Source organism: Acrocarpospora sp. B8E8 (genome assembly GCF_039871605.1).
Classification (GTDB): Bacteria; Actinomycetota; Actinomycetes; order Streptosporangiales; family Streptosporangiaceae; genus Acrocarpospora; species Acrocarpospora macrocephala.
The window spans coordinates 49199-68646 of sequence record NZ_JBDPLV010000025.1 but is presented as its reverse complement, the minus strand read 5'-3'; the positions used below and the strand labels follow the sequence as shown (position 1 = coordinate 68646).

19 protein-coding genes are annotated in these 19448 nt (G+C 67.7%); 13 read left to right on the top strand and 6 right to left on the bottom strand.

The genetic code is table 11. The annotated features are described in order from the left end of the window. Nucleotides 1–19 precede the first annotated feature (19 nt). From ABGB08_RS23925 to ABGB08_RS23870, 12 genes are all read left to right on the top strand, one after another. The gene (locus ABGB08_RS23925; RefSeq protein WP_347593835.1) at nucleotides 20–2191 is read left to right on the top strand and encodes a molybdopterin cofactor-binding domain-containing protein; all 2172 of its coding nucleotides are present in this window, start codon (nucleotides 20–22) and stop codon (nucleotides 2189–2191) included. Continuing rightward, entirely contained in the window at nucleotides 2191–2970 is a 780-nt protein-coding gene (locus ABGB08_RS23920; protein ID WP_347593833.1) for an FAD binding domain-containing protein, read from the top strand. The genes ABGB08_RS23925 and ABGB08_RS23920 overlap by 1 nt, the downstream gene beginning before the upstream one ends. Then, nucleotides 2963–3424 (top strand): 2Fe-2S iron-sulfur cluster-binding protein, encoded by a 462-nt coding sequence (locus ABGB08_RS23915; protein ID WP_347593831.1) that lies wholly within the window; start codon nucleotides 2963–2965, stop codon nucleotides 3422–3424. The genes ABGB08_RS23920 and ABGB08_RS23915 overlap by 8 nt, the downstream gene beginning before the upstream one ends. A gap of 184 nt (nucleotides 3425–3608) precedes the next feature. Continuing rightward, a complete protein-coding gene (locus tag ABGB08_RS23910; RefSeq protein ID WP_347593830.1) occupies nucleotides 3609–4064 on the top strand; it encodes a VOC family protein in 456 nt (151 codons plus the stop codon). Further along, nucleotides 4061–5377 (top strand): gamma-glutamyltransferase, encoded by a 1317-nt coding sequence (locus ABGB08_RS23905; protein WP_347593828.1) that lies wholly within the window; start codon nucleotides 4061–4063, stop codon nucleotides 5375–5377. The genes ABGB08_RS23910 and ABGB08_RS23905 overlap by 4 nt, the downstream gene beginning before the upstream one ends. Nucleotide 5378: 1 nt before the next feature. Beyond that, a complete protein-coding gene (locus ABGB08_RS23900; RefSeq protein WP_347593826.1) occupies nucleotides 5379–5789 on the top strand; it encodes an aspartate dehydrogenase domain-containing protein in 411 nt (136 codons plus the stop codon). After that, a complete protein-coding gene (locus tag ABGB08_RS23895; protein WP_347593824.1) occupies nucleotides 5786–6568 on the top strand; it encodes an ABC transporter ATP-binding protein in 783 nt (260 codons plus the stop codon). The genes ABGB08_RS23900 and ABGB08_RS23895 overlap by 4 nt, the downstream gene beginning before the upstream one ends. Beyond that, nucleotides 6565–7434 carry an ABC transporter permease gene (locus tag ABGB08_RS23890; RefSeq protein ID WP_347593822.1) on the top strand — a complete coding sequence of 290 codons (870 nt, stop codon included), beginning with the start codon at nucleotides 6565–6567 and terminating at the stop codon, nucleotides 7432–7434. Before ABGB08_RS23895 ends, ABGB08_RS23890 begins: the two co-directional genes overlap by 4 nt. A gap of 15 nt (nucleotides 7435–7449) precedes the next feature. Further along, on the top strand, nucleotides 7450–8589 hold the full coding sequence (locus tag ABGB08_RS23885) for a hypothetical protein (RefSeq protein WP_347593820.1): 1140 nt from the start codon (nucleotides 7450–7452) through the stop codon (nucleotides 8587–8589). 26 nt (nucleotides 8590–8615) lie between these two features. Beyond that, complete coding sequence (locus ABGB08_RS23880) at nucleotides 8616–9848, top strand: aromatic ring-hydroxylating dioxygenase subunit alpha (RefSeq protein WP_347593818.1); 1233 nt, start codon at nucleotides 8616–8618, stop codon at nucleotides 9846–9848. Further along, complete coding sequence (locus ABGB08_RS23875; protein ID WP_347593817.1) at nucleotides 9841–10335, top strand: nuclear transport factor 2 family protein; 495 nt, start codon at nucleotides 9841–9843, stop codon at nucleotides 10333–10335. The genes ABGB08_RS23880 and ABGB08_RS23875 overlap by 8 nt, the downstream gene beginning before the upstream one ends. Next, entirely contained in the window at nucleotides 10335–10646 is a 312-nt protein-coding gene (locus ABGB08_RS23870; protein WP_347593816.1) for a hypothetical protein, read from the top strand. The genes ABGB08_RS23875 and ABGB08_RS23870 overlap by 1 nt, the downstream gene beginning before the upstream one ends. A 3-nt stretch (nucleotides 10647–10649) precedes the next feature. On the opposite strand, the gene ABGB08_RS23865 is transcribed toward ABGB08_RS23870, so the two are convergent. The 6 genes from ABGB08_RS23865 to ABGB08_RS23840 all read right to left on the bottom strand — a co-directional run bounded on the left by ABGB08_RS23865 (nucleotide 10650) and on the right by ABGB08_RS23840 (nucleotide 17859). After that, nucleotides 10650–11759, bottom strand: coding sequence for a glycosyltransferase family 2 protein (locus ABGB08_RS23865; RefSeq protein ID WP_347593815.1), 1110 nt, complete (start codon nucleotides 11757–11759; stop codon nucleotides 10650–10652). Nucleotides 11760–11774: 15 nt separating this feature from the next. Then, nucleotides 11775–12752 carry a hypothetical protein gene (locus ABGB08_RS23860; RefSeq protein ID WP_347593813.1) on the bottom strand — a complete coding sequence of 326 codons (978 nt, stop codon included), beginning with the start codon at nucleotides 12750–12752 and terminating at the stop codon, nucleotides 11775–11777. Between the two features lie 230 nt (nucleotides 12753–12982). Next, a complete protein-coding gene (ribA, locus tag ABGB08_RS23855) occupies nucleotides 12983–13594 on the bottom strand; it encodes a GTP cyclohydrolase II (RefSeq protein WP_347593811.1) in 612 nt (203 codons plus the stop codon). Nucleotides 13595–13688: 94 nt separating this feature from the next. Beyond that, nucleotides 13689–14459, bottom strand: a complete 771-nt coding sequence (locus ABGB08_RS23850) for a putative sugar O-methyltransferase (RefSeq protein ID WP_347593809.1) — start codon at nucleotides 14457–14459, stop codon at nucleotides 13689–13691. Nucleotides 14460–14557: 98 nt separating this feature from the next. Next, nucleotides 14558–15868: an MFS transporter gene (locus ABGB08_RS23845; protein ID WP_347593807.1), complete on the bottom strand. Its 1311-nt coding sequence runs from the start codon at nucleotides 15866–15868 to the stop codon at nucleotides 14558–14560. Nucleotides 15869–16161: 293 nt separating this feature from the next. Next, on the bottom strand, nucleotides 16162–17859 hold the full coding sequence (locus ABGB08_RS23840) for a WD40 repeat domain-containing protein (RefSeq protein WP_347593805.1): 1698 nt from the start codon (nucleotides 17857–17859) through the stop codon (nucleotides 16162–16164). A 494-nt stretch (nucleotides 17860–18353) separates the two neighbouring features. Here ABGB08_RS23840 and ABGB08_RS23835 point away from each other — a divergent pair, with 494 nt between their 5' ends. Next, entirely contained in the window at nucleotides 18354–19439 is a 1086-nt protein-coding gene (locus ABGB08_RS23835; RefSeq protein ID WP_347593803.1) for a hypothetical protein, read from the top strand. Nucleotides 19440–19448: the final 9 nt, after the last annotated feature.

Below are 19448 nucleotides of genomic sequence, written 5' to 3'. Positions count from 1 at the left end.
TCTGGATACAATATCCGCCATGTCATCATCCTCGGGGGTGGGAGCCTCTCCGGTGCGCCCCGACGCCGTCGCCAAGCTGACCGGCGAGTTCGGGTACGCGACCGAGTTGCACGCCCCCGGCGAGCTGCACGGCGCGACCGTACGCAGCCCTGTCGCCGCCGCCGACCTGCTCGGCGTCGAGACGGCGGAGGCGATGCGCGTGCGCGGCGCGTACCGGGTGCTGACCATCGCCGACGTGCCCGGCGCGCGGCGCGTCGGGGTGAAGACCCCCGACCAGCCCGTGCTCGCCGACGGCCGCGTGCGCCACCACGGCGAGCCGATCGCCTTCGCGCTCGCCGAGACCGCCGAGGCGGCCCGCCGCATGGCACTGCTGGTGCGCCCGATCCTGCGCCCGCGCCCCGCCCTGCTCGACCCCGAGCGCGCGCTCGACGCCGACGCCCCCCGCGTCGGGCCGGACGGCGGCAACCTGGTCCATCGGCTGCGCCTCGCGCACGGGACCGCCCGCCGGGGCGCGACCGGCGTCCGCCGCCGGTGGCGGACCGGGCGGCAGGACGCGGCGTTCCTGGCCCCCGAGGCCGGTCTCGCGTTCCCCGACGGCGCGGGCGGGGTCGTGCTGCGCGTGGCGACCCAGGACCTGCACCACGACCGGGCGCAGATCGCGGCGGCGCTCGGCCTGCCCGAGGAGCGCGTGCGGGTGGAGCTGGCCGGCGTCGGCGGCGCGTTCGGCGGGCGCGAGGACATCACCGTGCACGTGCACCTCTGCCTCGCCGCCCTGCTCAGCGGCCGCCCCGTACGCGCGCTCTACTCGCGGGCCGAGTCCTTCGGCGCCCACCCGAGCAGGCACCCGGCGATCATGACGTACGAGCTGACCGCCGACCCCGACGGCACGTTCGTCTCGCTCGCCGCCGATCTGCTGTTCGACGGCGGCGCGTACGCCAGCACGTCCAAGGCCGTCGTCGGCATCGCGCACTACTTCGCCGCCGGGCCCTACCGGATCCCGCGCGTCGAGATCACCACCCGCGCCGTCTACACCAACAACCCGGTGGCCGGGGCGCTGCGCGGGTTCGGCGCGACGCAGGTGTGCTTCGCCATGGAGTCCACCGTCGACGCGCTCGCCGCCGAACTGGGCCTAGGCCCCGCCGACGTACGCCGCCGCAACCTGCTCGAACCGGGCGAGCCGCTGGCCACCAGCGGGCAGCGGCTGGCGGGCGTCGCCGCGCCCGCGAGCCTGCTCGACGCGCTCGACGCCGTGCCGCTACCGGCGCCCGCGCCCAGCCTCCGGCGCGGAGTGGGCGTGGCCGTCGGGATCAAGAGCGCCGGGCTCGGCGACGGGCGGCCTGAGGGCGCGGGCATCGTGCTGCGCGCCGACCGCCACGGCGTCGAGATCGTCACCGCCGCCCCCGAGGTGGGCCAGGGCGTGCGCGCGGTGCTGGCGCAGATCGTCACCGAATGCCTCGGCCCGGTGCCGATCACGTTCGCGGACGCCACCTCGGCGCTGCCGGCCAGCGGCGGCAGCAAGGCGAGCAGGCAAACCATGGCCTCAGGTGGCGCCGCGCTCCGCGCCGCGACCCGTCTCAGGCAGCGACTGGGCGGCGCCTTCCCCGTGGATCTCGCGGCGCTGGGCGACGGGACCTCGATCGTGGTCGAGGAGCGGTACGACGCGCCGCCCACCGCCGCGCCCGATCCGCGCACCGGGCGCGGCGACCCGCACATCGCCTTCCAGCTCACCGCGCACCGCGCCGTCGTGGACGTGGACCCCGCCCTAGGCATGGCCAGGGTGGCACAGCTCGTCGCGGCCCAGGACGTGGGCCGGGCGCTGAACCCGGCGCTGGTACGCGGCCAGCTCGCCGGCGGCACCGTCCAGGGCGCGGGGTTCGCGCTGCTGGAGGAGATCCCGGTGGACGCGGACGGGCGGGGCGGCGCGGCCGGGTTCGGCACGTACCTGCTGCCCGCGGCGGTGGACGTGCCCGAGGTGATCCCGCTGATCGTCGAGTCCGGCGACCCGCGGCTGCCGTTCGGCGCCAAGGGCGTCGGCGAGGGCCCGCTGATCTCCTCCCCCGCCGCCGTGGCCGCCGCCCTCCGCGCCGCCACGGGCCGCCCGGTCGCCCGTATCCCCGCCCACCCCGAAGACCTCGCCACCACCCACGACCCCGCTGCCGCCTCCCCCGCCGCAGCGGCGGTGGACGGCTGATGGCGTACCTGCGGCCGACCACGATCGCGTCCGCGCTGGCGGCGCGGGCCGAGCTGCCGCGAGCCCTCGTGTGCGGCGGCGGCACCGCCGTCCAGCCCGCGATGAACGCCGGGCTGCTGCGGCCCGCCGACGTGCTCGACCTGGGCGGGCTCCGCGACGGCGCGGCGATCGACGCCTGCGGGGACCGGGTCAGGCTCGGCCCCGTCGTCCGCGTCGCCGCGGCCGCCCGCGCCCACGCCCTCGGCGCCGGAGTGCTGGACGGGCTGCTGCGCGGGTTCGCCACGCCCGCCGTGCGCGAACGCGCCACGCTGACCGGCAACCTGTTCCAGGCCCCCGCCGACCTCGCGGTGGTGCTGACCGCGCTGGACGGCTCGCTGATCGCCGCCGGCGCGCGCTCCCGGGGCGAGCGGAGGCTGCCGGTGACCATGGCGTCCGCGCTGCGGCCTGACGAGCTGGCCATCGGGCTCGATCTCACGGTGCCGGCGGCCTTCGCGTACGAGCGGCTCGCGGTCCGCGAGGTCGCGGCCCCCACGCTCGCGGCCGTGGCGGCGGCCCTGCTCCCCGGCGGCCCGCGCGCCGCCGTGACCGGATACCGGGCCGGAACCGCCGTCCCCTGCCCCGGCGCGGTCCCGTTCCTGGCCGACCCGGCCGGGGCGGACGGCTTCGCGGCGGCGGTCGTGGCCGCCGCCGCTCCCCCGACCCCGTACGCCCGCCGCTCCGTCGCCGCCCTGGCCCACCGCTGCCACCGCCGCATCCACCGGGGAGACGCCAATGCCTGATGACCTGGTGGAGGTGCGCGGGACGCTGGACGGCGAGCCGTACCACGCCGAGGTGCCGGTGTGGGCCTCGCTGCTCGACGCCCTGGAGGCGGCGGGACGCCCGCTCCCGGCCGGGTGCCGGGGCGGCCAGTGCGGAAGCTGCACGGTGTCGCTCGACGGGGTGCCCGCGCCGGCGTGCGTCGTGCCCGCGGGCGCGGCGGCCGGCGCGGTGGTGGAGACCGCTCGGCGAGCCGCCCTGCCCGTGCTGGTGGAGGAGATGGCGGCGGCCGGCGCCACCCAGTGCGGCTACTGCGCCCCCGGCCTGGTGGTCGCCCTCTCGCACCTGCTGAGGACGAGCCCCGCCCCCGACGCCCCCGCCGTACGCGAGGCGCTCACCGGTCACCTGTGCCGCTGCACCGGCTACGAGGCCATCGTGACCGCCACGCTCGCCGCCGCGGCCCGCCTTACCTCCTAGATCTCAAGCGTCTGAGATTTTGTATCCCATAATTGCGGCCGGGCTCATGACGCGACGCCGCGGATACATGACCACACATCCGCAGGTCCACACGCATCCGCCCGGCCCCGCACGGCCGTCCAGGTAACGTGGCATTAACCAGATTATTGGCTAGCCGCAACAAAATCGGGATACAAAATCCTGCATGACAAGCGTTTCGCAAGCCGCGCGGCCACTGGTCAGCGTGCGCGGGCTCGACCACATCGTCCTGCACGTCGCCGATCCGCTGCGCTCCCTCGACTGGTACACCGCCAAGCTGGGCATGCGCCCGCTGCGCGTCGCGGAGTTCCGCGCGGGCAAGGCGCCGTTCCCCTCGGTCGAGGTGACCCCCGGCGTGATCATCGATCTGGACCCGAGGGGCAAGCGCACCGGCGAGAACCTCGCGCACTTCTGCATCGAGGTGGACACGATCGACCTCAAGGAACTGGCGGGGTCCGGGGCCTTCGGCAAGGTGGCCGGGCCGTTCCGGCGCTGGGGCGCGCGCGGCGAGGCCGACCTCGTCTACATCACCGACCCCGACGGGAACGTGATCGAGCTGCGCCACTACGGCCCCAGCCAGGTCAACGACTACGGCCCGAACCGGGCGGTACGGCCGGAATGACCGCCACCGCCGTCCTGGCCGCCAACGCGGTGGCGCACGGCTCCCTCGGCGTCGTCGGCGCGGGCGCGCGCACGGCGGCGGTGATCGGCGCCGCCGCCCTGCTCGACGGCGGCAACGCCTTCGACGCCGTGATCGCGGCCGGGCTGGCGGAGACCGTGCTGCTGCCGCCCAAGTGCGGTCTCGCCGGTGACGTGGTCGCCCTGGTCCTGCCGGCGGGCCGGCCCGCGCCGCGCGCGTTGCTGTCGATCGGGGCCGCCGCCCGGCGGCTCCCCGGGGCGCTGGCCACCCGCCCGCTCCCCCGCGACGGCGGTCTTTCCGTCGGCGTGCCGGGGGCGCCCGGCGGGTACGCGGCGCTGGCCGCGCTCGGCCGGCTGGGCCTGGATCGGCTCGCCCGGCCCGCCATCGAGCTGGCGCGGCGCGGGATCGTCTGGCCGGAGCTGTGCGCGGCGCTCGCGCGGGAGGCCGACGGCCTGCTCGCCCGCCATCAGCCCACCGGCTGCCGGTACCGCCCGGCGGCGGGCCCGCTCAAGGCCGGGACCCTGCTCCGCCTTCCCGGGCTCGCGCTGCTGCTGGGCGAGTTCGCCGAGCGCGGGGCCGGTCTGTTCCACGGCCCGGCCGGCGCCGTACTCGCCGAGCGGGTCGCGGCGGCGGGCGGCGTGGTCGGCCGCGACGACCTGGCCGTCCCGACGGCCGAGTGGGCGGAGCCGGTCAGACAGGACGGGATCTGGGCGACGCCCGCGCCGACGCGCGGACCGGCGCTGCTCGCCGCGCTCGCAGGCGAACGAGCGCTGGCAGGCGGGCCGATCGGCGAAGGGACTTCGGTGGTCGCGGCGGCGGATAACGAGGGAAACGCGGTGGTGATGGTGCACTCGAACTCGCATCCGCAGTTCGGCAGCGGCCTCGTGGCCGAGCCTTACGACCTGGTGCTGTCCAACCGGGCCGGGCGCGGCTTCCACCCCGATCCCGGCCACCCGGACGGGCCCGCGCCGGGCCGCAGGCCGCCGACCACGCTGCACGCCTGGGCGCTGGACACCCGCGGCACCGGCAGGCCCGACGTGTTCGGCGCCACTCCGGGCGGCGAGCAGCAGGTGCCGTGGAACGCGCAGGTGCTCGGCGACCTCATGACCACGGGTCCTGACGATCTCGGCGCCATCCTGACCGGTCCGCGCTGGTCCCTCCAGGACGGCGCGCGGGTGCCGGTGGAGGAGTCCGCGTCGGCCGTACGCCCGGCGCACGTCCTCCTGCGCCTCACCGGCGCCGGCCTGACCGCCGCCGCCGATCCCCGTATCGGCGCCATCGCGCTGGGCGTGTGAGATGCGGGTATCGCTGCTCGGCACCGGCGGGATCGGCGGCACGCTGCGCGACCTGCTCGCGGCGGGGCGCGTGGCCGGATGCGTGACCGGCGCCGCCGTCGGCTCGCGCTTCCCCGCCGGGGCGGTGGTGGCCGAGCTGACCGGGATCGCGGTCACCCTCGGGCTGGCCACCACCGGCATCGACCGGGTGCGCGTGGTGGTGACCGCGGACCCCGCGGCCCGGCGCACCCGGCATGAGATCACGGCGCGGACGGCGGTCGGCGAGTACCGGTTCGCGCTGGTCAACGACACGCTCGCCGCCTCAAGGGGGCGGACGTCGGCGATCACGGTGTGGTCGGTCGTCCGCGCGCTCGAGGAACTCGCCGCACGGGGGCGAACTCCCATTCCGCTCAAGAAAGGAGCGCCGTCATGACCGAGGGCGCGACGACCGTCGCCGTACGGCCCACGGAGGGTGCCGCCCGCAGCCTGCTGGCCTTCCGCGGGGTGGAGATGGTCTTCCCCAACGGGGTGCACGCGGTCGACACGGTCGACATGGACATCGCCCCCGGCGAGTTCGTCTCCCTGGTGGGCCCGTCCGGCTGCGGCAAGAGCACGCTGCTGCGGATCGCGTCGGGCCTGGCGCGGCCGACGGCGGGCGAGGTGGTGCTGAACACCGGCCACATCGCCTACGTGTTCCAGGATCCGACGCTGCTCCCGTGGCGTACGGTGCGGCAGAACGTCGAGCTGTGCAACCAGCTCAAGAAGCTGCCCAAGGCCGAGCGGGCGGAGAAGGCGCGGCAGGCGATCGAGATGGTGGGCCTGGCCGGGTTCGAGAACCGCCATCCCAACCAGCTCTCCGGCGGCATGCGGATGCGGGCCAGCCTGGCCCGGGCGCTGACGCTGGAACCCGAGGTGTTCCTGTTCGACGAGCCGTTCGGCGCGATCGACGAGATCACCAGGGAGCGCCTCAACAGCGAGCTGCTGCGCATCTTCAGGACCCGCGCGTTCGCCGGGGTGTTCGTCACGCACTCGATCGCGGAGGCGGTGTTCCTGTCCACCCGGGTGGCGGTGATGTCCGCCCGGCCAGGCCGGATCATCGGCGAGTTCGAGGTGCCCTTCCCCTACCCGCGCGAGCCCGAACTGCGCTCGACGCCGGAGTTCGCCGCGCTCACCGGCGAGATCGGCCGCTGCCTGAGGAGTGGTGCTCAGTGATAACGACCATGGCGCCCGCCGTCCCGACCGCGTCCGCCGCCGAGCCGACCACGTCCGCGGGACAGGGCCGGATGCGCGGATACGTCACCATGGGCGGGCCGCCGCTGATCGTCTTCGCCCTGTTCGTGGCGGTCTGGTACCTGATCTCGTACGGCCTGCTCAGCGAACGCCGCCGTTTCCTCCTGCCTCCCCCGCACGACGTGGTGTCCATCGGCTTCCTGGACTGGCACAACTTCGCGGAGATCCTGGCCGGTCTCGGCTCGACCGCCGCGATCTCCCTCGCCGGATTCGCGATCGCCGGGACGATCGGCTTCACGCTGGCCGTGGTCATGTCGCAGTCGGTCGCGATGGAGCGATCCTTCTACCCGTACGCGGTGGCGCTGCAGACGCTGCCCGTGCTGGCCATGACGCCGCTGGTCGGGCTCTGGTTCGGGTTCGACACCTTCAGCCGGATCCTGATCTGCTCGATCCTGGCGCTGTTCCCGATCATCACCAACACGCTGTTCGGCCTGAAGTCGGTCGAGCCGTCGCAGCGCGACCTGTTCGACCTGATGAAGGCCGGCCGGTGGACGCGGCTGTGGCGGCTGGAGATCCCGGCGGCGCTGCCCAACATCCTCACCGGGCTGCGCATCTCCGGCGGCCTTTCGGTCATCGGCGCGATCGTGGCCGACTTCTTCTTCCGGCAGGGCGATCCGGGCATCGGGCGCCTGCTGGACATCTACCGGGCGTCCCTGGAGACCGAGCGGCTCTACGCCGCGATCATCTGCTCCTCGCTGCTCGGCCTGGCCCTCTTCCTGACCAACACCCTGATCAGCCGGCACGTGCTGCGGAACTGGCATGCCTCGGCGCACTCGAAGTCAAGCTGAAATGCGAGCCACGATATGAAACCCTCCATTCGCACGCTGGCCGCGGCCGGCCTCCTCACGCTGACCGCCGCCTGCGGCGGGGACACCACCGAGGCGGCGGCCCCGCCGGCCGCGCCGACGGTGACCACCGGCGTCTCGCTCAAGGGCGTCTGCCCGGACACGATCTCCATCCAGCTGAGCTGGTTCCCCGAAGCCGAGTACGGCGGGATGTACCAGCTCATCGGCCCCGGCGGCACCCTCGACGCCAAGACCGGCGTGTACCGGGGCCCGCTGGCCGACACCGGCGTGAACGTGGAGGTGCGGGCGGGCGGCCCGCTCACCGGCAACGACCAGGTGACCGCGCAGCTGTACAAGGACGACTCGCTGTTCATGGGCATGCTGGCCACCGACGAGGCGATCCAGAACTCCAAGGAGCAGCCGACCGTCGCGGTCATGAGCTACTTCGACAAGGATCCGCAGATCCTGATGTACAACCCGGAGAAGTTCGACTTCAAGTCGATCGCGGACATCGGCAAGACGGACACGCCGGTGCTGTACTTCGAGGGCTCGACCTACATGGAGTATCTCGTCGGCTCAGGCCAGCTCAAGAAGAGCCAGGTGGACGGGTCCTACCAGGGCAGCGCCGACCGGTGGGTGGCCTCCGACGGCGGGGTGGTGCAGTCGGGGCTGGCCAGCGCCGAGCCGTACAAGTACGGCAGCGAGACCCGCGGCTGGAACAAGCCCGTCAGCACGCTGCTCGTGTACGACGCCGGCTACGTGAACTACGCCAGCTCGCTGTCGATGCGACCGGAACTGGTGACACAGTACGACGCCTGCCTCAAGGAGTTCGTGCCGATGATGCAGCGGGCGTGGGTGGACTTCCTGAAGAACCCGGGCCCCATCTCCGCCAAGATCACCGAGATGAACCAGGAGATCGGCGAGTTCTGGCAGACCAGCGAGGGCCTGAACGCCGCCGCGGTCAAGACGATCCTGGACCGGCAGCTCGCGGCCAACGACTCCACCGGCACCATCGGCCGCTTCGACGAGACCCGCGTGCAGAAGATGATCGACATCCTGTCGCCGATCTTCGCCGCGCAGAACAAGGCGCTCAAGGACGGGCTCAAGCCTTCCGACATCTTCACCAACAAGTACGTCAAGGACGGCATCGGCCTCTAAGGCCCATCCCCAGGAAGGAGAAGCACGTGGACACCGTGCTTGACGACAAGATCCGCGCCCGCGCCGCGGAGATCCTCCTCGACGTGGAGCGGTGCACCGACCCGGTGCAGTCCGCGCAGCTCCTGCCCCGCCAGGTCTACACCAGCCAGGACTTCTTCGAGTTCGAGAAGCAGGCCATCTTCGGCCGCGAATGGCTGTGCGTCGCGCACGTCAACGAGATCCCCAACCCCGGGGACCAGCTCCCGATGACGATCTTCGACGAGCCGATCGTGGTGCTCCGCGACCTCAGCGGCGAGATCCGGACGCTGTCCACGATCTGCCAGCACCGCGGGCACCCGATCTTCGACGGGCTGAACGCCCGGGAGGCCGAGGCGCCCTGCCTGAACGGCACCAAGCTGGTCTGCCCGTACCACAACTGGGCGTTCGGTCTGGACGGCAAGCTGGTCGCGGCCCCGCAGATGACCGAGACCGTGCCGCTGAAGGACCTGCGCCGGTTCGTCCGGCTGCCGGCCGTGCGCACCGAGATCTTCCACGGCCTGGTGTTCGTGAACTTCGACCCGGACGCCCGCCCGCTCGCCCCCACCCTGGCCAAGCTGGACGCCGAGCTGGCCACGTTCGGTCTTGACGAGCTGGTGCCGATGCCCGCTTCGATGCGCCGCGACCTGCCGTGGAACTGGAAGATCCACCACGACAACGCGCTGGAGCCGTACCACACCGCGTTCGTGCACAAGGGCGTGCACGAGAGCGCGCCGTCGCGGCTGGCGGAGTTCGGCGCGTTCGACCCGGGCGACGGGCAGATCATGCACCCGACGTACCTGGTCAGCGAGGAGGCCAGCCTCGGCGACGCGGCCGACGGCAGGCGGCGCACGCCGGGCATCCCCGGCCTGACCGAGGAGCAGCGCAGGCGGGTGATGTTCGCGTCGGTGCCGCCGCTGATCTTCGGCATCTTCCAGCCGACGTTCGTCAGCCTGTCGTTCGTGCTGCCCACCTCGGCACGCACGATCGACCTGCGCCGGGTCAACCTGTACCCGAAGTCGGCGGTCGAGGTGCCCGGCTTCGAGGAGATCTACGCCGAGCAGCTCAAGCGCAAGGCGGTGGCGATCGAGCAGGACGCCGTCACCACCGAGGCGCTCCAGCGCGGGTACGAGTCCAGGTTCGCGCCGCGCGGGCCGCTGGCCAAGCTGGAGACCACGATCCCGCAGATGAACGCCTGGCTGCTCACCCGCTACCAGGCCGCGCTGGGGGCCACCGGTGGGTGAGCCGAGCGAGGCGCTGCTGGCGCGGCTGGATCTGCTGGAGTCACGGCACGAGATCGAGCAGCTCATGGTGGCGTACATGGCCGCGGCCGACCGCAAGGAGGACAAAGGTCACCATGTGAGCGTGCTGTTCACCCAGGACGGCCGCTGGGAGAGCGTGGGCCCGCACGGCAACCCCGGCTGGGCGGCCGCCGGCCGGCCGGCGCTGGTGCGGAAGTTCGACCGCAACGTCGACCGGATGCCGTTCGCGGCGCACTTCCTGACCAACGGCGCCGTCGAGGTGGACGGCGACGCCGCGCGCGGCCGGTGGATGTACTTCCAGGCGTGCACCTACCGCGGCGACCAGCCGCTGTGGATCGCGGGCAGCTACGACAACGAGTTCCGCCGCGAGGACGGCCGGTGGCTCATCTCGCATCTGCGCGTGCACAACTTCTTCACCACGCCCTTCGACAAGGGCTGGGTGGCCGTTCCCCACATGGAGACCCCCTGATGAGCTATCGGCACCAGATCCTGCGCAACCTCAGATACGGCACGTTGCCCGCGTTCATGAAACTGCAGCGGGAGAAGAACGAGTTGTACGCGGCCGAGGGCCTCACGCCGTACCGGGTGTGGGCGCCGGCGTTCGGCGGGCTGCACCACCTGGTGCTGGAGGCGGAATTCCCGACGATGACGGAGTTCGAGCGGCAGCACGTCACCGCCAAGAGCGTCGCCAGGGTGGCGGAGATCAACGCGGCTCAGCTCGAGTACGTCATCGAGGGCACCGCCGAGGATCGCCTGCAACGCCTCGGCCTGGACGCGTGAGAGTCAACTTTCACGGACGCTGTACCAGATGTTGTTGCCTTTGGCCAGGTCGGCGATGGCCTTGAATAGGCTCGCCGAGGCGAGGACTTCCCAAGGGATCAGTAATAGCCATGCCCGGAGTGACGAGTGTGCGCGAACCAGCGGATCGGACGCCGTGCACAGCAGCCTGGTGAGCTCGGCAAGAAGGAGTACGGACAGGAGCACCATCGCGCTCAGGGCGAAAGGGGAAAGGACTATAAGGATCGGGATAAGGAGCCTGGTCGCAATACTCACCAGTGCCATCAAGGCAAGTCTGCGCGTTCGCCCGCTCAGCCTGTTTCTATTGGATATCAACCTTTGGAGCTCGCCCCGGGACCAGCGGCTGCGCTGCATGATCGCCAGCCGCACATTCGTGCCAGGCGACTCCTGCGAAGCCGTGCGGACGAAGCCCAGCTTGAATCCTTGCTCGATAAATCTGAGACCCCATTCGTATGACTCCTCCGCGCCCGTATCCAGGAACGGGCGCGCACTGTTCCAGGTGATACACCGACCGTAGACTGAGCTCCCTTCGATGACATGCACGCCGAGCCACCGATTCAGACCGCGCTGGGACGAGCACCACGTGCTGTCCTCCAGTGCCCGAATCTGTGAGAACAGCCCGGCACCCCCAGCGCTGACCTCTGCTGCCTGGACCAGGTCGTATCCCTCGACCTCAAGTGCGAATACGGCCTCACGAAGCTGATCCGGCCCCGGCACGACGTCGGCATCAAGGATCCCGATCACTTCTGCCTCGGACAGATCGAATACCTGATTAAGGGCATGACCTTTGGGTGATACACATGGCAGGACTTTGAGATGCCAGTTCAACCGCCCGTCCCGGTTGTATCTTCGCATCATCGATTCTGCGTGCTCGACATCCTGTGCTTGTTCACTGGAGACCACCCAGACGAGTTCCAGGAGATCGCATGGATAGGACAGTCGTTGTTGCCCCTGAGCGGAACGCTCAAAGGCCTGGATGGGTTCCCGGTAGAAGCATGTGAATATCGTGACGGACTGCCGGGGCCGCCAGCCTTCGGGGATGTTCTCACCACCATAAGGTGTGCGAGGCCACGAGGGCATAAGCATGTCCACCATATGCGTCAAGTCTCCTTAGTCTTCCGATCGGGCTGCTTCTGGGTCGTCCTCGAGACGGTATGTCCACACGTCCGCAGCGGCCGGATAGCAGTCCAGCGATCGGCCCGCGAAACCAGGAGACGGGCGACTACGCCCGTGATTCAGGCCGTCATGCCATTGGGTGACCAGTTCTTGACCTATCGCAACCAGCGCATCGTCCCCCAGCACGACACCCGTGTTGCTCAGACCGCCGAGGAGTTGTGTCTCCAAGCACTCCTCAACCAGGCTGTTCCATGCTCCACCTTGACTGCCTGCTATCAACCCATAGATGAATGCTCCCCCGAATTGGTTCTCGACGACGAAGGGACCGAACCGCGGAGGCACCGCGACTTGCCTGACGAATTTCATCGCGTCGTCCCGGATCATCTCGATCTGATCCTGAACTCCCATGAAGTGAAGAAACCTGCGCCAAGAAATGTATCTCCAGATTCCCGTAGCCTCTTCGAGCACCACGGTTCCCGCGCGACCGCGAAACACGTACGGAAGCACCGTAGCGGGAGCCGAGATCGAAGAAGTCTGCCAATAATTCTCCGCTAGGTCCACGTTCTCAATGAAGCAAACGGAATGTCGTGGACCATGTGCGTGCCCCATCACGCTCGGACCGCTGGCGTGTTCAACCAGATTCGGCAGCGAGATCAAAGTTGACCGGCCAACGCGTTCTAGATAGCGCTGGACAAAGACGTCGTCTGGGAGCTCGGCACACTCCGCCGAAGAGCCTTCATCCGCAACCCCCGCAGCATCCGCACGCGGCAGTAACAGGGCCAGCGTCGGAACCCATTCGCCTCTTACCGCTCGTGCCCACGCACCACCGGTTGCCGCCGCCAGTCTTACAGCCGCGCCGTTCCAGCAGTTCCAGTTGGTGTACAGGACAAGCGCGCAGTCCGGATGGAGGCCAGCCGCCTTGGAAACCGCGCTGACGAAGTCAGCGCCGAGAATGACGTCATCCTGCAGCACAAGATGATGTGTCGTGTCCGCTCGCGCCTGGGACCACGCACGCAGAGCCGAGCGGCGACTCGTTGGCGGTCCTCCCGGGCTGGGGTCTTCGGCTAGTGTGCAGTTGAAATCGGCAAGCTGTGCCGCCAATGCCTGGGCGGCCGGCCGCCGTTTCGGGTGGAACATGACCGATGCGCCTATCTTGACTGGTCGCATGCTCGGCTCCCTGAGGTGCGATCGCGAAATAGCCGCTAGCGCAGCGCGATTTCATGGTTACCTCGATAGACCTTGGCCTCCAGATAACCACGGTTGATGGGGTTCTCGTACACGCCGGTTGGGATCCGAGCACACACCTCAATGCCGTTCGCCGCCAGCTGCTTCACCTTGTCTGGATTATTCGATAAGAGTCGAATTCTAATCGCGCCGATCGCCGAGAGCATTTCGGCCGCGACCAGGTAATTGCGCAGGTCGTGCTCGAAGTTCAGCGCGGTGTTCGCATCGAAGGTGTCCAGCCCGCCGTCTTGGAGCGCATATGCCCTCAGCTTGTTGTACAGACCGATTCCGCGGCCTTCCTGGCGCAGATACAGTAGGATCCCGGACGATCCGGCCATAAGCTCGATGGCCTCGCTGAGCTGATCGCCGCAATCGCAGCGCGCCGACCGGAACACGTCGCCGGTCAGGCACTCCGAATGAACCCGCACCAGCGGCGGCTCGTCGCCTGCGATCTCCCCGAAAATGAGCGCGACATGCTCCCCGGGGGCGCTCAAGCCGTCGAATGACACCATGCTGACCCGTGCCATTAATTGCTTGCCGACCTGCAGCGGGATGTTTATCTTCGTTGCGATCTTGGCCTCTGGCCGCATCTTTCGCCTATCCATTCAATTACTGAGGTTTCCGTCCCGCCCCCCGCTGACGCTTGGTGCCTGCTCGCCGCAGAACCTCGCCCTGGCCAGCAACTCATTCCCGAAGCTCGAACAGCATGAAATAGTTGGTGGCTGCCAATAGTTCGCGGACCTTGTCATCGAGGATAATGGGCTCGCAGCTCGTGAGACGGTAGCCATAGCTCTTGAGTAGCGGCTCCAGCGGGCGCCTCACCGCAATGCCGTCCACGATGGCTTCGCAACTGAATGGTTTGTCGCTGTCGTTTGGCACGATGAGGAGAAAGGGCACCTCCAGGTCTCGCAGCCAGCTGAGCCAGCCGTCCACCGCTGTGTAAGGCATCTCCGAGAAGCTGTGTATGTTCACAGCGAGATCAGGGCGTCGGGAATCCGAGACGACATGGAGTTCGTCGAGGGCCAGTGCGACAGTCTTGCGCTCGACCTCCCTGAATCTCAAATACGTTTCGCAGACCAATGTGGATTCGGGAATACCGTCGAGGCAGTAGTACTTGTTCAGCCCGGGAACCGCTTCCGCCATTCGATGGGCGAGTCGGCCGTATCCAGCGCCGATGTCCACGACGACGAGATCTTCTCTGCCGAAGATGTCCATGTGCCGATCAAGGAAGTAGATCTCGTTTAGGGAGTCCAGTAGATCTCGGCTCACCCAGCCGAAGCGATCGGAATAGAATCGCTCACAGCCGAAGGCGCCGTCCTCGCTTAACACATCGAGTAGCCCCTGCGTGTCGCTCTTAGCGATGTAGGCGGCGTAGAGAAGATACTTGAGGACTTGATCCTCGCCGAAGTAGCGCGACTGCCAGACGTAGCAGTTGTCTTCACGGAATGTGCTCATCCGTAATTCGCGTCCGACGAAGCTCTCCGACCACTGGCTGCGGCGGCTCAGCCGGCTCTTGAGTTTGCGGTATCTTTCCTGTAGCTCTGCCAGGCGATTCAGGGCGGGGTTGTTCCCTTCGCCGTGGCCTGGAACTGCTCCGTTCGATTGTGTGTGCTCGACTTCACGTGGAGAGCCCATATGTATCCCGCGCCTCCAAACAAAATCATCAGTGCGAACGTGGCCCAAAGGAGGGTCGCGTCCAGTTCGACGAGCGATCCGACCAGAACCGGTCCGCCAACCGATGAGCACGCCCAGGCAAGCTGGAATATGCTCATATAGCGACCTCGGGCCGCCTTTGGCGCATGCAGCGTCACCAGTGCCGACACCGCGGGACCGTGAACGAGTTGCCCCAGGGTCAACAGGGTGACGCCGAGAAGAATCAGACTGGTCTGGGTCAGGCCCTGAGTGTGTCCTGAAACTGCTATCGCGGCCACGCCAGAGGTCATGAGGCCGGTCGCCCCGGCGATCACAACCGTTCGCGAGAAACCGGCGGTCAATCGTGTGACCACCGTTTGCAGAGCGATGGATATCAACATGTTCAACGTCAATCCCGCCGACGCCACCCAAGGCGAGACCTTTTCCACGACGATCAGATAGACCGGCAGCGCCATGTGGGGAATCAGCCAGGCGAAGCTGGTGACGGCTTGGGATGCGGCCATGAGAAGAAAGGGACGATCACGCAAGGCGTCGCTCCACCTAGGCCGTTCCTTCGACCTGGAGGACGGATCACGGCGCGGTCTGGCCCCGGCAATGCGCTTGCTGGAAAACATCGCCCCCGCGACGAAGCAGGTCACTATGTTCACGCCGAGCAGCCAGGACAGAGACGATGGCCCATAGCTCGAGGCGATGACGCCGCCAAGCAGGCCGCCTAGTCCGACGCTCACGTTTCTGACGACATTGGTCAGGGCGAACCATCGGTCCAGGTCCTGGCCCTGGCTGATATCGGCCACATACACCGGCCAGGCCGACCAGTACAGCTGATCCGCAATCAGCACTATCGCCGATGCCGCGATCAGTGTGATGACGTCATGGACCCAGAAATACGAGAGGTAGCCAAGGGCGGCTACCACATTGTTGGCGACGAGAATGGACGCGGGCCCCCACCGGTCGATTCCGGAGCCGGCCAGCAGCGCGGCCGGCATTGCCAGCAGGGTGGCGATCGTGAGGGCTGTTCCGATCCAAGACAGGGAAAGGTCGGTTGAGTTGTCGAAGAAGATGATGGAGAAGGGCAGGAACATGCCCGCGCCGATTCCATCGATCAGGACCGCGACAATGACCGTTCTGTAGCCACGCAGCATGGGCAGCCCGGCCGCCGACAGAATTCTCTGCAGACGGGGTAATCTGCCGCGATTGACGGTCCTAGTCACGCCTCATCCCGATCGTGGATACGTTTCGACGGTTTGCGCAGCCTCAATTGCAGGGCATGCGTAGGTTCTTTGTGCACTCATGGCGCCTCCACGGCAGGCGTCCTTTCCTTGGGCAGCCGGCTCTGGGCTCCCCAAGGGTTTATCCAGGAACTCCGGGCCGCGGAGGCTGGCACCCGATTGGACATTCTCGCGGTAGGCGATGGCCACAAGATCGATCGCCAGGGTCAGCGAAGGCTTATGAAAGGCCTCTTGGGCTCATCTGTGCGCGCGGCTATCGCGAGATCCGAGACTCGCTACCCGCTGGTGACGGGGACGGCACACTCGTAGGCCTGCCCGTCATACGAGCTACCAAGGAACACATCGTGCCGGAGGTCATACGCCAGCGAGCTGATGCCAGACGCGGTTGGGCGGGTGAGCGCAGCCCACGTCCCCGTGATGCGATCGAAGATGCCGATGTGACCATCGTAGGTTCCGGTTGCGATCCAGCGAGCATCGGCGCTCGCCGCAATGCACTTGATCGAGTGCGCGTAGGGCGTGTCGATAACGGTCGCGGTGAAGTCGGCTGACCAGATGCGTAGCTTCAGGTCCCGGCTGATGCTGGCGAACTCCCCACCGCCCAGGCCGACACAGCCGTTCGCGATCTTGTCGTGGGCACGGTGAATCGTCTTCACCAGGGTGAGATCGTCCTTGTCGAACCAGGTACAGCTCCCGTCCGCACTGACCGAGAAGATGTAGCGACCAGACGAGGCGACGCCTTTCACCGCGTTGTCGTGGAGTTTTAGTTCGGCCACGTAGTCGATGCCGTTGTTCGATCTGCAGAAGACAAGCCCTTCACCGGTGTAGGTGCCGACGATTACGTGGTCGAGATCGTCTCTCCTGAAGGAGACTCCACAGTTCAATGGTGATCTGTGTTGGTGGATCGGCAGCCCGGTGAGCACGTCGAAGATTATTCCAAGCTGTCCACCCGTGATGAGCCGATCGGCGATGGGAGCGAAGAAGTTGCAGAGACTACCCGGCTGTGACAGTTCTTGGTTGTCTCGCCACACTATGCCGGCATCACCCACCGCGATTCGCCCGCTTTCATGGGCGTATATGGCATTTAGGCCGTAGGTTGGCGCTACTTCTCTGCCGATCCATCTGTCTTGCTGGTAGTCGTATGATTGATACGTCGAGCCGAATGTGCCAAGGACTATGTACGAGTCACCGGCGAAGGCACAGGATCGAGGCCAGACCTCCGCGGGAAGATTCGTCGAAACTTTCGGACGTGGAAAACCGGAACTGATATCCCAGATACGCATGGTTCTGTCATAGCTCAGGCTGACCAGCAGGTTCTTTTCGATGCCGATCGCGAGACGTTTGATGCCGGCCGCATGCGCGTCCACCTTCGTGACCGATTCTCCATCGAGCACGATTAGCTGCCCGTCGTCGTTGCCCGCGTAGATCACTCCATTCGGGTGGATCGCGATGGTGTCCGTCTCGACTCCGCCCAGGTCGATGTCCTGCACCAACTGGCCGCTCACGAGTGACCAGCGCTTGATCGTCCCGTCGTCGCTGGAGCTGATGACCTGGTCCCCGCCATGATTCCACTGAACGCTGATGACATCCGCAGTGTGGCCGGTAAAGCAATAGAGCAGCTCGCCGTTGTAATCGAATACGCGTACCCGGTAATCACGCGAAGCGGTCGCGACCATACGCTCCGTCGGGTGGAAGACAGACATTTCCACGTCGTCTTCGTGATCCCCTAGGACTGCCATCAGCCGGAGGTCTGGCACCGACCAGAGGCGAGCAGAGTAATCGCTGGACGATGATACAAGCAGCCTCCCGTCCGGACTGAAGGTGCACTGGTTGGCAAGGTGATCGTGGATGACACGGGACATCGCTACGCCCGTCTTTTGATTCCACAGTATGACTCGATTGTCGTAACCTGCTGTCGCGATAAAGTCATCCCCATAGGCAGAGATACCGCTGATCGGGCCGGCATGTCCTATCATGAGAAACTCCTTCTGAGCGGATCATCCACGCCTTCGGTGGATGGGCATGACAGAAATCGAGATGACTATGGCATAGCCCGAGTTTCCTACTGGGAGTTGTTTAGTGAGGATGCGCTCGACATCTTCGCGTCTATGTTCCGACGCGTCTTTCGTTGTTAATCGCCGTGCGGTCCGTTATGTCTCTACTGCTAGGTTTACTCAGATTTAACCACCTCATGACAGAGGCTGCAATATGCCGGATCAGCAAGATCAATTCGGGCATTATGGCATCCTGTACCCAGACGGTGATCATCGGGGATATATACGGATAGATCCGCCATTCGGAAATAAGTGCGGACCCCGGGTGACCCGTTCTCACCCCTTCACATCGAGCGCCGCGACCGTGGAACCCGCAGGCGGACCAGGGCGCTGACCTGCTTCTGGCAGGCCACAACCCGACTGCCTGGCCCGGCCGGGTCGGCGATCATACGGTGGGCCTGTCTTAGTTTGGACCTATGGACATCGCAGAAGGGCAAGTGGCCGATTTTCATGAGCCACCGGATCGACTGCTGGACGCCCTGGATCGGCTCCGGGGTACGGGGGTGGAGTTCGCGGGGTTTCTTGCCAACCATGGGCCGATGGCCGCCGAAGCGCTGATAGCCATGGGCGCGGGCGACGTGGTTCCGGACTGGGTTGACGCGTATCGTGCCAAGCTGGAGCCGGAGCCACCGGCAGGGCAGCCGATCAAGGCCGACGAATGGCGGTCCGCGACCGGGGACATGCGGCGGCTCGGGGATTGGGTGGCCACCTTCCGGCGGGAGCTTGGCGAGGCCCCGTGGCGGCAGGTCCTGGTGACGTGGTGGCCGAGGCTACTGCCCGGGATGGCTGCCAGCGCGACGCACGGCGTCATCCGGACCGCGCACATCGTCCGGGTGCTCTCCGCCGCCGGCGATCCTCCGCCGTGGCCGCTCGTCGACGAGTTCGCGCACGGTCTCGCGTTCTGGGCCGCGCGTTACCAGCCGCTGCCCGGCTCGCCGTCTCTGAACGGCGCCTTCGGCCCGGCTGACTCGATCGCGCGCCTGCCTCGCATGGACTCGGCGGAGCCTTCGTCCGGGGCCGGCATCGGTGGACGGCTGGCCGCGCTCGTCCGAGTCCCGCGCTTCGCCGAGGGGCTTGACGCCTACGGCGCCCCCGCCGATCCCGACGAGGCCCTGGATCGGCTCATCGCGGCGGCCGCGCGCGTCCTCTGGACCCGTCCGGACGCGCCCATCGCCTTCTGCCACGCGGTCACCGCGCCAGCCGCCGCCCGGCTCGTACTGCCGGCACTGCCGGTCGAACTCCATCGGCCCACGATCGCGGCAAGCTGGCAGATCATCGGCGCGATCATCGCGGCGTTCTCCGCGGACGCGGCAGGCGACGGTCTCTACCGGGACGACCCGCCCGACGCTCCCGACCGGGAGGTGCTGCTCCGGCGCGCGGTCGAGCACGGCGACGAGCACGTCATCAAACTCACCGAGGCGGCCCTACGCGAGCACAGCAGGACCAGGGACCCGGTCCTGCTCCATGCCGCCGAGGCCTTCGTCAAGCGAATGCCCCGTTGACAAGGACGT